This window comes from Larkinella ripae (genome assembly GCF_054780775.1).
Genome location: NZ_BAAGVR010000014.1, coordinates 74,648 through 88,530, shown reverse-complemented (window position 1 = coordinate 88,530; position 13,883 = coordinate 74,648). Strand labels below are relative to the sequence as shown.

At 56.2% G+C, this 13,883-nt stretch carries 11 protein-coding genes; 6 read left to right on the top strand and 5 right to left on the bottom strand.

The features are described 5' to 3' along the window. Nucleotides 1-55: 55 nt before the first annotated feature. Together ACYVHX_RS07270 and ACYVHX_RS07265 are read right to left on the bottom strand one after the other, a co-directional pair. Nucleotides 56-1,489 carry a TolC family protein gene (locus tag ACYVHX_RS07270; protein ID WP_460670969.1) on the bottom strand — a complete coding sequence of 478 codons (1,434 nt, stop codon included), beginning with the start codon at nt 1,487-1,489 and terminating at the stop codon, nt 56-58. Nucleotides 1,490-1,851: 362 nt separating this feature from the next. Next, the gene (locus ACYVHX_RS07265; RefSeq protein WP_460670968.1) at nt 1,852-2,445 is read right to left on the bottom strand and encodes a Crp/Fnr family transcriptional regulator; all 594 of its coding nucleotides are present in this window, start codon (nt 2,443-2,445) and stop codon (nt 1,852-1,854) included. Between the two features lie 162 nt (nt 2,446-2,607). On the opposite strand from ACYVHX_RS07265, the gene ACYVHX_RS07260 reads away from it, so the two are divergent. From ACYVHX_RS07260 to ACYVHX_RS07250, 3 genes are all read left to right on the top strand, one after another. Next, nucleotides 2,608-3,024, top strand: coding sequence for an OsmC family protein (locus tag ACYVHX_RS07260; protein ID WP_460670967.1), 417 nt, complete (start codon nt 2,608-2,610; stop codon nt 3,022-3,024). A 188-nt stretch (nt 3,025-3,212) separates the two neighbouring features. Continuing rightward, complete coding sequence (locus tag ACYVHX_RS07255) at nt 3,213-3,890, top strand: response regulator transcription factor (RefSeq protein WP_460670966.1); 678 nt, start codon at nt 3,213-3,215, stop codon at nt 3,888-3,890. Next, nucleotides 3,887-5,152, top strand: a complete 1,266-nt coding sequence (locus tag ACYVHX_RS07250; protein ID WP_460670965.1) for a sensor histidine kinase — start codon at nt 3,887-3,889, stop codon at nt 5,150-5,152. The genes ACYVHX_RS07255 and ACYVHX_RS07250 overlap by 4 nt, the downstream gene beginning before the upstream one ends. Here the strand turns inward: ACYVHX_RS07250 and ACYVHX_RS07245 are convergent. Further along, on the bottom strand, nt 5,147-6,202 hold the full coding sequence (locus ACYVHX_RS07245) for a winged helix DNA-binding domain-containing protein (RefSeq protein ID WP_460670964.1): 1,056 nt from the start codon (nt 6,200-6,202) through the stop codon (nt 5,147-5,149). The genes ACYVHX_RS07250 and ACYVHX_RS07245 overlap by 6 nt on opposite strands. A gap of 85 nt (nt 6,203-6,287) precedes the next feature. Then, complete coding sequence (locus tag ACYVHX_RS07240) at nt 6,288-6,815, bottom strand: DinB family protein (protein WP_460670963.1); 528 nt, start codon at nt 6,813-6,815, stop codon at nt 6,288-6,290. 136 nt (nt 6,816-6,951) lie between these two features. Between ACYVHX_RS07240 and ACYVHX_RS07235 the strand changes: the two genes are divergently transcribed. Further along, nucleotides 6,952-7,824: an arylamine N-acetyltransferase family protein gene (locus tag ACYVHX_RS07235; protein ID WP_460670962.1), complete on the top strand. Its 873-nt coding sequence runs from the start codon at nt 6,952-6,954 to the stop codon at nt 7,822-7,824. Between the two features lie 232 nt (nt 7,825-8,056). Beyond that, complete coding sequence (locus ACYVHX_RS07230) at nt 8,057-8,683, top strand: carbonic anhydrase (protein ID WP_460670961.1); 627 nt, start codon at nt 8,057-8,059, stop codon at nt 8,681-8,683. Between the two features lie 8 nt (nt 8,684-8,691). Here the strand turns inward: ACYVHX_RS07230 and ACYVHX_RS07225 are convergent, their stop codons facing one another. Beyond that, a complete protein-coding gene (locus ACYVHX_RS07225; protein WP_460670960.1) occupies nt 8,692-9,393 on the bottom strand; it encodes a hypothetical protein in 702 nt (233 codons plus the stop codon). Between the two features lie 268 nt (nt 9,394-9,661). On the opposite strand from ACYVHX_RS07225, the gene ACYVHX_RS07220 reads away from it, so the two are divergent. Then, nucleotides 9,662-13,882, top strand: a complete 4,221-nt coding sequence (locus tag ACYVHX_RS07220; protein WP_460670959.1) for a hybrid sensor histidine kinase/response regulator — start codon at nt 9,662-9,664, stop codon at nt 13,880-13,882. The last annotated feature ends 1 nt before the right edge of the window (nt 13,883 follow it).

Here is a 13,883-nt window from a genome sequence, read left to right as displayed (position 1 = left end):
CAGGGGAACGGCATGCATCAGTCAACGGAGAACGGTAAACCGAAAACCGGATACGTTATTTTATCTGGTTCATGAACAGCGACAAATCTCCCTCGGCTGCGGCTTTCAGGAGCAGAAACCGCCAGACGTTGCTGGTGGCGACATAGCCGTCGATTTCGGCCCGGTTGAGGGTGACAAAACTTTGGAGCAGCGTGGGCAGATCGGCCAGGCCGTTCTGGTAGCGGGCCTGGGCCTGGTTGTAGGCCTGCCGGGCCGCCCGGAGCTGAACGGGCGCCTGCCGGGCCTGTTCCAGCCCGACCGTCAGTTGGGTGTCGGCTTCCCGGTTTTGCCGGGTGATGCGCAGTTGCTGGTCGTTGTAAAGTTGCCGGAACCGCTCGACCTGAAACTGCTCGCTGCGGTAATCGTGTTTGAGCCGCAGGGTGTTGGTCAGATTCCAGCGGGCGACGACCCCGAACAGGTAATTCGTGGCCTGATAGCCCAGCCCCCGGTTGAAATCCATGCGGAACGTTTCGTCAGCGTTGGTGAATCCCGAACCCCGCGCCCAGCCCGCTCCGACCAGCGAAATGGAGGGCAGCATGGACCGTTGCAAGGCCGTGCTCCGGGCGGCCGAAAGGTTGATTTGGGATTGGAAAAGCCGCAAAACCGGGTTTTTGGGCGAAAGAGAATCGGATTGGAAACGGGTCTGGGGCAGCGTCGTGTAAAACCGCATGCTATCGACCCGCAGACCGGGCTGCACCTGGCCGACGAGTTCCGACAACCGCAGCCGCTGCACCTGTTCGCGCTGTTCGCTTTCTAGCAGTTGCAGCCTGGCGCGAACGGCTTCGGCCGTGGCCAGCGAGCTATCAACGCCCGCCCGCATGCCGGAATTAACGCCCGCATCGACTACCTTTTTAAAGGTCTGCGCCCGTTCGAAGTTCGCCCGCTGCACATCCACCAGTTTCTGGTTGACCAAGAGCGTCAAATACGCGTCGATGATCCGGACCTGATGCTGGAAAAGTTCGTTTTCGTAATCGGACTGCGACCGTTGATGATCCGCTTCGGCGGCTTTCACATTGGCTTTTACCCGCCCGAAGTTGACGATCCGCCAGTCGATGACGGCGCTGACGAAACTGCCGGTGGTGCCCTGGTAAATATTATCGGGCCGGATGCCACCGGAGGTGGAAATGGCCGTTCCTTCGTTGGGAAAAAACGAACCGTTCAGGGCGTTGCTGGTCGCGTAGGTGTATTGATCCTGAGCGATCATGCTGGGCAGAAACTCCGTCCGGCTGGCCTGCACCCGCTTTTCGGCGCTCTGGACCTCGGCCTGTTTGGATTTCAGGAACGGATACGCCTGCGTGCCCTGTTCGATGGCCTGGCGGAGATTGACGGATTGCCCGGCGGCCGGTTTCGTCAGCAAACCGGCGCCCAGCAGAAGCAATCCGACGGTCCGGCTGCGTCGCCGACCGCCAGCGGATTGTTGAACGGTTTCCTGATCACGTGCTTGTTTCATGCCCTGTAGCCCGACCGGTTTTTTGATTCTTCACGGTCAAGGAATTGCAAAGCACGCGTTCAATGTTGGAAACATTTGGGAAAAAGGAGACGGGCAGACGTTTTAACGGATTCGTTTCACGCGAAATTTGCACGTGATGGCCTTGCCGCCCCGGCTAACTTCGCCGTTTGGGTATAAAATGGTCTTTACCTTCCACGTATTCACCGGGTTTACTGGCCCATTGAGTAATGTGAAGCGCACCGTCTGAGTTGACCGTATTGTAAGGTGACTGGCAACTGGAATACATAGCGACATAAATCTTTGAACCGGGCCCCGTGCTGAATTGCGACTAAAGCGGGATGAACTGTACACGACTCCATTCGTTACCGACGCGCCACCTGCGCCCGGATGCGGCTTAGCGAAGGGCCTTTGATGCCCAGATACGACGAAATGTGGCCGAGCGAAACCCGGTTTAGCAGATCCGGGAAATGATTCAGCAGATCGGTGTAGCGTTCCTCCGCGCTCTGGGTCAGCAGACTTTCCGACCGGCTTTGGTTGAACATGAAATATTGCTCGGCCAGCAACCGCCCGAAACGCTCCCAGCCGTGCGACTGTGCGTATAGCTGTTGCAGGTGGTCGCGGTCGATCACCATCAGTTCCGCATCCTCCAAGGCTTCGATCAGGTACGGGCAGGTCATCTGCGTGAGCATTCCCTTCAGGGAAGTCAAAAAGGCGTGTTCCGGAATGAAGTACAGATTGTGTTCCTGCTCGGTTTTGGGATCCACGTAGTACACCCGAAAAAGTCCCTTCAAAATAAAGCCCACCTGCCGACAGACCGAATTCTGAAAATTAAAATAGTCGTGCCGGACCATCGTCCGGACGTGCCAGAACTCCCCGGCCAATTGCCAGTCGGCTTCTGAAATACCAGCAAATTGCTGTAGATGGTGGTATAAGGTGGCCTGTTTCGACGGAATCATCTTTTTTAAAATTAGATTGCCCGCCAACAAGTTCCCGGTATGCGTTGCGAAAATTTTTAGTGCATCCGGCGGTTTTTAACCTAGGTGAAAAATGGTCCGAAAACCGCCGTTTACCTTTGAGCCATTAAAAATAAATCACGAACAACACTAAATCAGATCACTATGAAAATTACGCGTAATGCCTCCGCAACCTGGACCGGAACCGGCAAAGATGGAAAAGGAACCCTGACGACCGCCAGCACGGTTTTGAACCAGACGCAATATTCGTTCAACACCCGCTTTGCCGACGGCATCGGCACCAACCCCGAAGAACTGGTGGCGGCTGCCCACGCGGGCTGCTTTGCCATGCAACTGGCCTTCAACATTCAGCAGGCCGGTTTTGCCGCCGATTCGCTGGACGTGAGCTGCGCCGTGACGCTGGAAGACGGCGGTATTACCAGCTCTAAACTGACGCTCAAAGCCAGCGTGCCGGGACTCGATCAGGCGAAGTTTGATGAACTGGTCGACCACGCCGAGCACAACTGTCCGATCTCGAAGCTGTTTAACACCACCATTAGCGTAGATGCCACGCTGGCGTAACCGATTAAATCCTGATTAAAACGGCGGCCGAATGGTTCAATTCGGCCGCCGTTTTTGTTTTGTCAGAGGGTAGTAATCAGAGTAATACCGTTGACAGGATGGGCAGAGGAAAATTTGGACGACTAAAAACCTCCCAAATCTTTCCAACATTGGCGTTTACCTTGGCGGCTTTTAAAAGCTGATGACGCATGAAAGTACTGGTGGTAGAAGACGAAAAAGGGCTGGCCGAAAGCATCACCGCGTACATGAGCAAGGAGGGCTATCTTTGCGAAACGGCGAGCACGTTCCGGGAAGCCGACGAGCGGATTTATCTGTACGATTACGACTGCGTGATCGTGGACCTGACGCTGCCCGACGGCAACGGTTTTCAACTCATCGAGACCCTGAAAAAGCTGCTGACGACTACCGGCGTCATCATCATTTCGGCCCGCAACGCGCTGGAAGACAAAATTCGCGGCCTGGAAATTGGTTCGGATGATTATTTGACCAAACCGTTTCACCTGTCCGAACTGAACGCCCGGGTGAAGTCGCTGATCCGACGGCGGAATTTTGGCGGTCACACCGAAATCCGGTTTCGGGAATTGGTGGTCAGTCCGTCGTCCCGGAAGGTGTACGTCAACGGCCAACTGGCGGTTTTGTCCCGGAAAGAATACGATTTGCTGCTGTATTTTCTGTCGAACATCGACGTGGTGCTGACCAAAGTGTCCATTGCCGAGCATTTGTGGGGCGATACCATTGATTCGGTTGATTCGCTGGACATGGTGTACTCACACATTAAAAACCTGCGCCGGAAACTGCTGGAAAAAGGCGGGTCGGACTACCTGCGCTCGGTGTACGGAATCGGGTACAAATTCGGAGAATCTTGAAACTGCTGACCAAAACCAACCAAATCTACCTGGCTTTTTCGCTGGTGATCTACCTCTTCGCCGGGCTGGCCTTCTACCAGGTCGTCCGATTTCTGATTTACAAGGAGGTGGAAAGCCGGTTGCAGGTGGAACGGCTTGATTTTGAGGGGTATATAAAAACCCACAAGAGCTGGTCGGATACCACCTATTTCGTTGAAAACAAGATTGACGTTGATCCGGTTGGCTCCCATTCGAACCAGCGGGCAACGTTTAGCGATACGCTGATTCAAAACCGGTACGATAGCGAGCTGATGCCGTTTCGGCAACTGACTTTTTACACGCCCATTCAGGGGCGGCTGCACCGGGTGGCGATCCGGAAATCACTGATTCAGTCGTACCAGCTCATTGAAGTCATTACGGTGACGATGGCGGCCTGTCTGGGACTGCTGCTGCTCGGAACGTTCTGGTTTCAGGGCAAACTCTCGGGGCGGCTCTGGCATCCGTTTTACGAAACCCTGTCGCGCATCAAACGCTTCAATCTGGCGAGCACGACGCCCCTGCACCTGGAAAAACCGGAGATCAACGAGTTTCGGGAACTGAACGAAGTGTTGCGCAAGATGGGCGACAAAATGCAGCAGGATTACCGTAGCCTGAAAGAATTCACCGAGAATGCTTCCCACGAAATTCAGACCCCGCTGGCGCTGATCAACGCCAAAGTGGAGCAGCTCATTCAATCCGAGAAACTGACCGAAACCCAGACCCGCTGGATCGAGGACATTTACCAGGCCACCCGGCGGATGGCCCGGCTGAATCAGGGGTTGTTGCTGCTGGCCAAAATTGAGAATCACCAGTTTACCGGCGACCAAACAATTGATCTGACGGCTTTGCTCACCGGAAAGCTGGAGGATATGGACGAGGTGCTGACGCACAAAAAGATCGGGGTGGAGGTGCGAAACGAAAAACCGTTCGCGGTGCAGTTGCCGGTTCCGCTGGCCGAAAGTCTGGTGACGAATCTGGTGAACAACGCCATCAAGCACAACCACGCGGAAGGCCGTCTGGAATTGATTTCGGAGGGGGACCAGTTGTGGCTTAGCAACACCGGCAGCCCGCTGACGACCGACCCGGAACGCTTGTTTGAGCGGTTCAAAAAAGAAGGCACCGGCCCGGATTCGGTGGGCCTGGGGCTGGCCATCATTAAGGAAATCTGCGAAAATTACGGCTTGCGGGTGCAGTATGAGGAAGAGCATGGCTGGCACCGGTTTTGCCTTTCCCGCCATTTATAAAAACGCCTGGTACCGGTCTAGTGCGGCCGATAACGCCCGTTGTTGCGCGCTGCTTAGGTTGACAAACAGGTTGGTTTCGACCAAAACCGCGTGCTTCGTTTTCTTGCGGTTCCAGGTGCCCACCACCCGGCCGTCGATCACGATAACCGGGCTGAAAATACCGTTTCCGGTTTGGGCAATCTGCGCCGAATCCAGGCCCGCGAACGCGGCCGAACGGTCTTTGTAAGCGACCAGGTATTCGTCGTAAACCGGCAGCAAAAAAGCCGTTGTTGTCTCCGCTGCCGCATCGGGCAGGGAAGCAGGCATCCAGTAGGTTTGTCCGTCAATCCCGACCGACAGCAGGTCGGCCTTCACCAGTTCCATTGCGGTTTTAATTTCGGTTAGCGTCAGGCTCGACCACCAGCTGAAATCCGCCAGCGTGGCCGGACCGTGGCTCGTAAAATACCGCCGGGTCAGTTCGGCCAGCGCTTCCTCGCGCGACAGAGGAGCGGTTTTGAGAATCCACTCGTCGAGCAGCACAAACGTAAATTCGTTGCCGCTCCGCAGGCCGTGGCAGATGAGCCGGTCGTAGGAAGCCCGCCCGAACAGAATACCCAGCCGGTTTTCGTTGGTCGGAATTCCGGCTTCGTCCAGCAAAATTTTCAGTTCGCTGCGTTTCAGTTGCCGTCCGCCCGCCAGCGCTTTGGTCATCACGTCGTAACTTTTGGTGACCACGGCTTCGTCCAGTTCGTGCCGGCGCAGGTGGTTGGCGTAAATCGCGTGCGAGCGGGGATGAATCAGGTCCAGCAGCCAGTGAATGTCGGCAGCGGCCACCCAATGCAGCGTACCGCGCATCGGCCACGTCCGGATGATCGTTCGATCCCTAAGCGCCTGCTCGACAACGGCCTCGGTGCTGCCGGGCAGGCGGTTTCCAAGGGCCCACATGGCGGGGAGGTACTCCTGACCCTGCACCGCCCCAAACCACGCGACCAGCTCAGCGGGCGTTGTCAGAGTCGTCTGCGTCAAGTGCTGGTTATGCAGGCGGTAGCGAAGGAGGTCCGAAAGGGTCATTTTTAGAGAAGTGATGAAAGACCGGCGATGAACGATAAAAGAAGTAATTTTCTTTCGTCTTTCATCGCTTGTCCCGGGGGCGATTTTATTTCATCAGACAATAAAAGCAATAATCGGTCATGGGCGCGTCGGTCAAGCCGAGGTTGCGGCCGATCGTGACCACCTGCCCGCGGTGGTAGGTGCTGTGGTTCAGGCAATGCTGCGTAAATTCAAGCCGTGACTGAATCCCTTCGGCCCAGGGCGTTTTGAGCACCACCCGTTCCTGCAATTCGGCTTCGCTCAGCGACCGGATGTAATCGGCCAGCTCCGCCGACTGCTCCACCATTCCTTCGAAAATATCGTCAACCGTTCCTTCAAAACCAACCCAGATAAACGAAGGTGGCGCCGGAACCTGCTGCAACACCGAAAGCCAGAACCGCTGCGTGTCCCAGATGTGCAGCAGCGTCTGGTGCAGACTCGGAAAACTCGACGGCACGGTTTGCTCCATGACCGCACGGGGTTTGGTTTTCAGCCAGTCGACCAGTTGCTGGTTGGCCCACACGTTGTAAATTGCGTAATCGGTGACGAGGGATGCCAGCGTCAGTTCAGTTTTTTCGGCGATTGCGTGTACCATGATTGTTTCTGGTTTAGTATGCTACAAAGAAACACTGGAGGGGTGACAGCCCTATGTCAGCAGCAAAACCGCCGTTGTCGATTTATTGAAAAAATTTTCCCGGTTATTTTTCACACAACCCTATTCTTGACTGGTTATGTTACCGCATCTTGTTCAAAAACAGGAGCTTCGTCCGGCCGTTTCTGCCATTAATCTCGACGCTTATTTTCGGCGGATCGGCTACGCGGGCGCGCGAACGGCGACGCTCGAAACCCTGCGGGCTCTACAGCGGCTGCACGTGGAAGCCATCCCGTTCGAAAGCCTGAATCCGCTGCTCCGGCTGCCGGTTTTGCTCGACATCGACTCGCTTCAGCAGAAAATGGTGTACGGGGGCCGGGGCGGTTACTGCTTCGAGCACAACCTGCTCCTGAGCCACGCGCTGCAAGCCCTCGGTTTTCGGGTACGCGGGCTGGCGGCCCGCGTGTTGTGGAACGTGCCGGAGGGTGTCGTCAAAGCGATCAGCCACATGCTGTTGCTGGTGGAAGTAGACGACGAATGGTTGCTGGTTGATGTCGGTTTTGGCGGTTTGACGCCCACCGGCCCCCTGCGGCTGGCGTTGAATACGGTCCAGCGAACCCCCCACGAAGACTTTCGCTTGATTGAAGCCCACGAAGAACTGGTGTTGCAGGCCCAGGTTCAGAACGAGTGGCGGCCGCTCTACCGGTTTACGCTCCGCGAACACCTGCTGCCCGATTACGAAATGTTCAGCTGGTACCTCTGTACGAATCCCAACTCTTATTTTCTGACGAGTCTCTCGGCCGCCCGACCCACGGCCGACGGGCGGTTTGCGCTCCGGAACACCGTGTTGACAACGCACCACCTGGGCCGCGAATCGGAGCAGCGCGAACTCACCAGCGTGGCCGAAATGCGGACGGTTTTGGAAGCGGTTTTTCAGATCACGCTGCCCGCCACCACCGACCTGGATGCGGTTTTGCAACGGCTGCTGGATGAAGCGGCTGCCGCCCGCTAACGACGGCCGGTTTGGGGTCGTAAAATAATAAATGGGCTAAAAACGATTCGTTTAGTTTGGCTCCGGAAGCGGATTTTGGGCTAAAAGAAAGGCGAACAGGCGGTGGAAAGGCCCTGGCATCCTGCGGTACCCAACCGGGGCTTTTTTGATAGAAAGGAATTATTTGCTGAAATTAGGCTGCCGGAACCCGTTCCGGTATTCCAATTTCATTTCACATCTTACATCCTGTTCCATGCGTATTGAGACTATCTTTCAGAACAACGAAAAATGGGTGGCCGCCAAACTGGCCACTGACGAGAATTACTTTGGCAATTTAGCGCAGGGGCAAACTCCTGAATTTCTGTATATTGGCTGCTCGGACAGCCGGGTAACGGCCGAGGACATCATGGGGGTGCAGCCGGGCGACGTGTTTGTGCACCGCAACATCGCCAACCTGGTCAACAACATCGATCTGAGCGTCATGTCGGTGGTAAATTACGCGGTTCGGCACCTGAAGGTCAATCACGTAGTCGTGTGCGGGCATTACAATTGCGGGGGCGTGAAAGCGGCCATGCAGTCGGTGGATCTGGGCATTTTGAACCCCTGGCTGCGAAATATCCGCGATGTGTACCGGCTGCACAAGGACGAACTAAACGCCATTGACGATATCGATGCCCGGTATGACCGGCTGGTGGAACTGAATGTCGAAGAACAATGCCTGAATCTGATCAAAACGGCGGCCATTCAGGAAGCCTCCCGCGACCGGGGGCTGGTGGTTCACGGCTGGGTTTTCGACATCAAAACCGGCAAGCTCATCGACCTGAAAATCGACTTTCAGAAAAAACTGGAGTCCATCCAGGAGATTTATAATCTGTTTTAACCGGTTTTCTACCGGACTCCGTACGGTTCCAGCCGAAACCGGTAGCGGAGCGCCATACTCGCTAAAACCCCGTTGGGCAGTGGTTCGCGCTGCTGCCCAACGTCGGGTGGAGACCAGCCCGACCAGTCCGTCGATTCGAGCGGGCGTTTGGGCAGGTCCAGCCGGAAATCAACGGGTTGATTCCGGACAAAAACCCGCATTCGCCAGCCGTTGATTTCGTAAGGCGTGGTCTCCCAGGGTAAAATCACCGCATTGCCTTCCTCCCGCGTCTGCACCGACTGGCGCGATTCAAAATCCTGCCCGATAAACTGAAAGCTCACCGTCGAGTCGATGGCCTGCCCGTTCAGAAACGGTTTCGTCAACCGGACTTCCACCTCCAGCACGGCCCGCTGGTCGGAATAGTTCAGGACATACGGCTGGTCGTCCGACCAGATGAAGTAAGCGACAATCCAGCCGATGAGGGCAACACCGTCGAAAACCTGGAGGGAGCGCAGGTAGTGGTCGGCCAGAAACCGCTGCGCCAGAAACCACACCAGAAAAAAACCGGCGAAAGCCGCCAGAAAACCGCCCCAGGTTCCCAGATACGCAGCGCCCAGCCCGCTATCCCCGGAAAGCCCTTTGTTCATGGAAAAGACAATTCCGGAAAACAGAAAGAAAAACAGCGGAGCCGCGCACAGGCTGGCGACGAATAAGGTGACAAACCGTTCCATAGGGAAGCAAAGAAACGGCTTTAACGAGGGCCGGTAAAACCGGATTTGATAACGGGAAGCCCTGAGTGAATAAGCGCGCCTACAAAACCGATAACTAACAAAATGGTGCTTTTCGGGCTCCCTGCTGGCTTCGCCGGTGGCGATTACCGGGCGGGGTTTTTCTGCTGAATTTTACGCACGGTTTTTGATACAAACTAGGCAAATTACCAGACATAGTTATACGAAACAAAGAAAGTATCATTCATCTTCCTAATCGCACAACGGGTTTATGACGAAAGCATTACGGTTTTTTTTTCTTCTCTTCCCGTTATCAATTCTGCTGGTTACCGCTCAGTCAACCCCCATCCGGTTTAAACACATTACGACGGATGACGGTCTTTCGCAGAGCAATGTGACCTGCATCTTACAGGACAAACGCGGTTTTATGTGGTTTGGCACGCAGGACGGGTTGAACCGGTTCGATGGGTATACCTTTACCGTTTACCGGAACAACCCGAAAGATCCCGGCAGCCTGAGCCATAATTTTATTCGGGCGCTTTATGAAGACCGTAAAGGACGCCTGTGGGTCGGCACGGAAGACGGCGGCCTGAGCCTTTTCAACCGGGACACCGACACCTTTGTCAATTACCAGCGGATGGCAGAAAAGCTGAACAGCATCAGCCACAACCAGGTCACGACCATCGCCGAAGACCGGCGGGGACGGTTGTGGGTCGGCACGTTTGGCGGGGGGGTAAACCGCTTCGATCCGGCCACGCAGGCGTTCACGCCGTTCACCCACGATCCGGCAAAACCGGGTAGTCTGGCCAATAATTTTGTCAGCGATATTCTGGTCGATACGAGGGGGCGGATTTGGGTAGCGACCAGTGGCGGAGGGCTGGATGTATTCGATGCGGTTTCCTCTACTTTTCAGCACTTTGTCAACCAGCCGACCGAGCCGACTTCGCTGAGCCACAACAACCTGATGGCGCTTTTTGAGGATTCGCAGAAACGAATCTGGGTCGGCGCGGAAGGCGGGGGCGTCAACCTGCTGAATGCCGATCAGCAGACGTTTACCCGGTTTCAGCACAGCGCGACCAACGCCAACACCATTAGCCACAACGATGTAATTTCGCTGGAAGAAGGGCGGGGCGGCAGTTTGTGGGTCGGCACGCGCAACGGCGGAATCAGCGTCATCAGCAAAGACCTCACGCAAATCAGCCGCTATCCGTACAACGAAAACAACCGCGAAGGCCTGAACAACGGCTCGATTTATGCCATCTGCCGGGATCGGCGCGGGGATATGTGGATCGGAACCTACAGCGGAGGGATTAATTTTTACGACCGCGAACCCCAGAAATTTGAGTTGTACGAAAAAGAAAAAGACAACGCCAACAGCCTGAGCAACAACAACGTGCTGTCGGTTCTGGAAGACCAGCAGGGGCGCGTCTGGATGGGTACGGACGGGGGCGGGCTAAACCGCCTGCAGCGCGAAACCGGCCAGTGGGTGCGCTATGTCAACCGCCCCGGCGATCCGCGCAGCATTGGCAGCAATTACGTCATGTGCGTCTACGAAGATCGTGACCGAACCATCTGGGCCGGCAATTACAAAGGCGGGCTCAGCGCGTGGGAAACCACAACGGATCGCTTTGTTAATTTTCCGCAAAGCGATGACGTAAAAGGCGTTAGCCACGAAAGTGTCTGCACGATCATTGAAGATCAGCAGGGGAGTCTGTGGTTGGGAACGCTCGGAGCCGGGGTGAGCCGGTACGACAAAAAAACCGGGGTGTTTACGCACTACCGGGCCAGTCCGGACCGGGCGGGCAGCCTCAGCCACGGCGTAATTCGCTCGCTTTACTGCGACCGCAGCGGCACCATCTGGGTCGGCACGGAAGGGGGCGGTTTAAATCGGTTCGATGCCCAAAGCAAGGCCTTCACCACGTTTCGCTACAACCGAAAAGCGCCGAACAGCCTGAGCAACAACCTGATCAACAGCATTTATGAAGACAGCAACGGTACGCTGTGGATCGGCACGGACAGCGGCCTGAACCGGTTTGATGCCCAAACGCAGTCCTTTCGGACGTACCGCGAGCCGGAAGGACTGCCCAACGACGTGATTCAGGGCATTACGGAAGACCGCCACAAAAACCTCTGGATCAGCACCAACAAGGGACTTTGTAAATTCAATCCCCGCACCGGCACGTTCCGGACCTACGGCGTCAGCGACGGCTTGCAGGGGAATTCGTTCAACCGGCGGGCGGTTTTTAAAGGAAACCGGGGGGAGATTTTCTTCGGCGGCACCAACGGTCTGAACAGCTTTTACCCCGATAGCCTGCGCGATAATCTGGCCATTCCGCCGGTTTTTATCACCGATTTTCAGCTTTTCAACAAACCGGTTGCGATTGGCGGGCCGGATTCGCCCCTGCTGAAAAGCATCAGCGAAACGACCGAACTGACGCTGGCCTACTGGCAGTCGATGATTTCGCTGAAGTTTGCCGCCCTGAATTATTCGCTGCCGGAGAAAAACCAGTATGCCTACAAACTGGACGGTTTTGATCGGGACTGGATTGATGCGGGCAGCACCCGAACCGCCACCTACACCAATCTGGACCCCGGTGAATACGTTTTCCGGGTGAAAGCGTCGAACAACGACGGGGTCTGGAACGAAAAGGGAACGGCCCTGCGGATCGTCATTACGCCCCCGTACTGGCAGACCTGGTGGTTTCGCACGGCGCTGGCAGCCGCCCTGTTGCTGGCGGCTTACGCGTTGTACCGGTTTCGGGTGCTGGCCATTCACGCGCAAAAAAACGCCCTGGAAAAAGTGGTGGGCGAACGGACGGCGGAGGTGCTGTACCAGAAAGAAGAATTGCAGACCCAGTCGGAACATTTGCAGGCCCTCGTCGAAGAAATTCACGAACAGCGAACGCAGGAAAAACTGGCCCGCGAAGAAGCCGAAAAAGCCAATCAGGCCAAGAGCGTTTTTCTGGCCACGATGAGCCACGAAATCCGGACGCCCATGAACGGCGTGCTGGGCATGACCTATCTGTTGCAGGAAACCGAGTTGTCGGAAGAACAGCACGAATACGTCGATACGATTCACCAGTGCGGCACCAACCTGCTGGGCGTGATTAACGACATTCTGGACTTTTCCAAGATCGAATCCGGCAGCCTGGAACTGGAGGAACACGATGTCGATCTGCGGCACTGCGTGGAAGATGTGCTGGATTTGTTTGCCAGCAAAGCCGCCGAGCTGGAGCTGGATCTGCTGTACGAAATTGAGCACCCGGTTCCGACGCAGATCATCGGCGACGCGCTGCGGCTCCGGCAAATCCTGATCAATCTGGTGGGCAACGCCATCAAGTTTACCGAGCGGGGCGAGGTATTCGTCAGCATCGGCGTGCAGGAGCGCATCAGCGATCAGCAACTCGAACTGGTGTTTCGGGTGCGGGATACGGGCATCGGCATTCCCGAAGACAAGCGGCAGCGGCTTTTCAAGGCGTTCTCGCAGGTCGATTCGTCGATGACCCGGCGGTATGGCGGCACCGGTCTCGGCCTGGCCATCAGCGAACGGCTGGTGAAGCTCATGGGCGGCACGATCTGGGTCGATAGCCGGGTCGGCACAGGAACCACGTTTACCTTTACCATTCGGTGCGCGATCAGCCAGCAGGCGCAGCGGCAGTATATTTTCTTCAACACGGGCGAAAACGACGGGAAACGGGTGCTGCTCGTCGACGACAATCCGACCAACCTGACCATTCTGAAGTCACACCTGGAACAGTGGAAACTGGTAGTCGTGGCGGCATCGTCGGGCAAGCAGGCCCTGGCGCTCATGACGCAGGAAGCGCCCTTTCAACTGGTGGTGACCGACATGCAGATGCCGGAAATGAACGGCGTGCAGCTGGCGCGGAACATCCGAAACCGGAGTCTGGCCGTGCCGATTATTCTGCTGAGTTCCATCGGCGAAGAAAGCCGCAAGGCGTATCCGGAGCTTTTCTCGGCGGTCTTGACCAAACCCGTCAAGCAGCAGCAGCTTTTCGACGTGGTGCAGAAACAGCTGAAACAGTCGGGCGAAGCGGGGCCGGTTTCCGCCAAAACCGGCCATCCGACGCTGTCGGAGGTGTTTTCTCAGGACTACCCTTTGCAGATCCTGGTGGCCGAAGACTACCCGGCCAATCAGAAACTGGCGCTCAACATCCTCAGTAAACTCGGCTACCAGCCCCATCTGGCCCAGAATGGCGCCGAAGTGCTGGACCTGGTTCAGCGCCGGTTTTACGAAGTGATTCTGATGGACGTGCAAATGCCGGAGATGAACGGGCTGGAAGCCACCGCCTGGATTCGCCAGCAGACCGGGCCGCAGCCGACCATCATTGCCATGACCGCCAACGCGATGGCCGACGACCGCGAGGAATGTCTGCGGGCCGGAATGGACGATTACATCGCCAAACCCATCGTGATCGAAGAACTGAAAACCGCCTTGCAACAGGCCTCCGTGCAGCGGCAGACGCAATCCTGAA

What these genes read in the sequence shown, in the direction of transcription:
- ACYVHX_RS07265 (WP_460670968.1), bottom strand. Translation starts at nt 2,445, where the DNA reads ATGATTCCGTCGAAACAGGCCACCTTATACCACCATCTACAGCAATTT.
- ACYVHX_RS07235 (WP_460670962.1), top strand. Translation starts at nt 6,952, where the DNA reads ATGTTACCGCATCTTGTTCAAAAACAGGAGCTTCGTCCGGCCGTTTCT.
- ACYVHX_RS07255 (WP_460670966.1), top strand. Translation starts at nt 3,213, where the DNA reads ATGAAAGTACTGGTGGTAGAAGACGAAAAAGGGCTGGCCGAAAGCATC.
- ACYVHX_RS07225 (WP_460670960.1), bottom strand. Translation starts at nt 9,393, where the DNA reads ATGGAACGGTTTGTCACCTTATTCGTCGCCAGCCTGTGCGCGGCTCCG.
- ACYVHX_RS07245 (WP_460670964.1), bottom strand. Translation starts at nt 6,202, where the DNA reads ATGACCCTTTCGGACCTCCTTCGCTACCGCCTGCATAACCAGCACTTG.
- ACYVHX_RS07260 (WP_460670967.1), top strand. Translation starts at nt 2,608, where the DNA reads ATGAAAATTACGCGTAATGCCTCCGCAACCTGGACCGGAACCGGCAAA.
- ACYVHX_RS07230 (WP_460670961.1), top strand. Translation starts at nt 8,057, where the DNA reads ATGCGTATTGAGACTATCTTTCAGAACAACGAAAAATGGGTGGCCGCC.
- ACYVHX_RS07240 (WP_460670963.1), bottom strand. Translation starts at nt 6,815, where the DNA reads ATGGTACACGCAATCGCCGAAAAAACTGAACTGACGCTGGCATCCCTC.
- ACYVHX_RS07270 (WP_460670969.1), bottom strand. Translation starts at nt 1,489, where the DNA reads ATGAAACAAGCACGTGATCAGGAAACCGTTCAACAATCCGCTGGCGGT.
- ACYVHX_RS07220 (WP_460670959.1), top strand. Translation starts at nt 9,662, where the DNA reads ATGACGAAAGCATTACGGTTTTTTTTTCTTCTCTTCCCGTTATCAATT.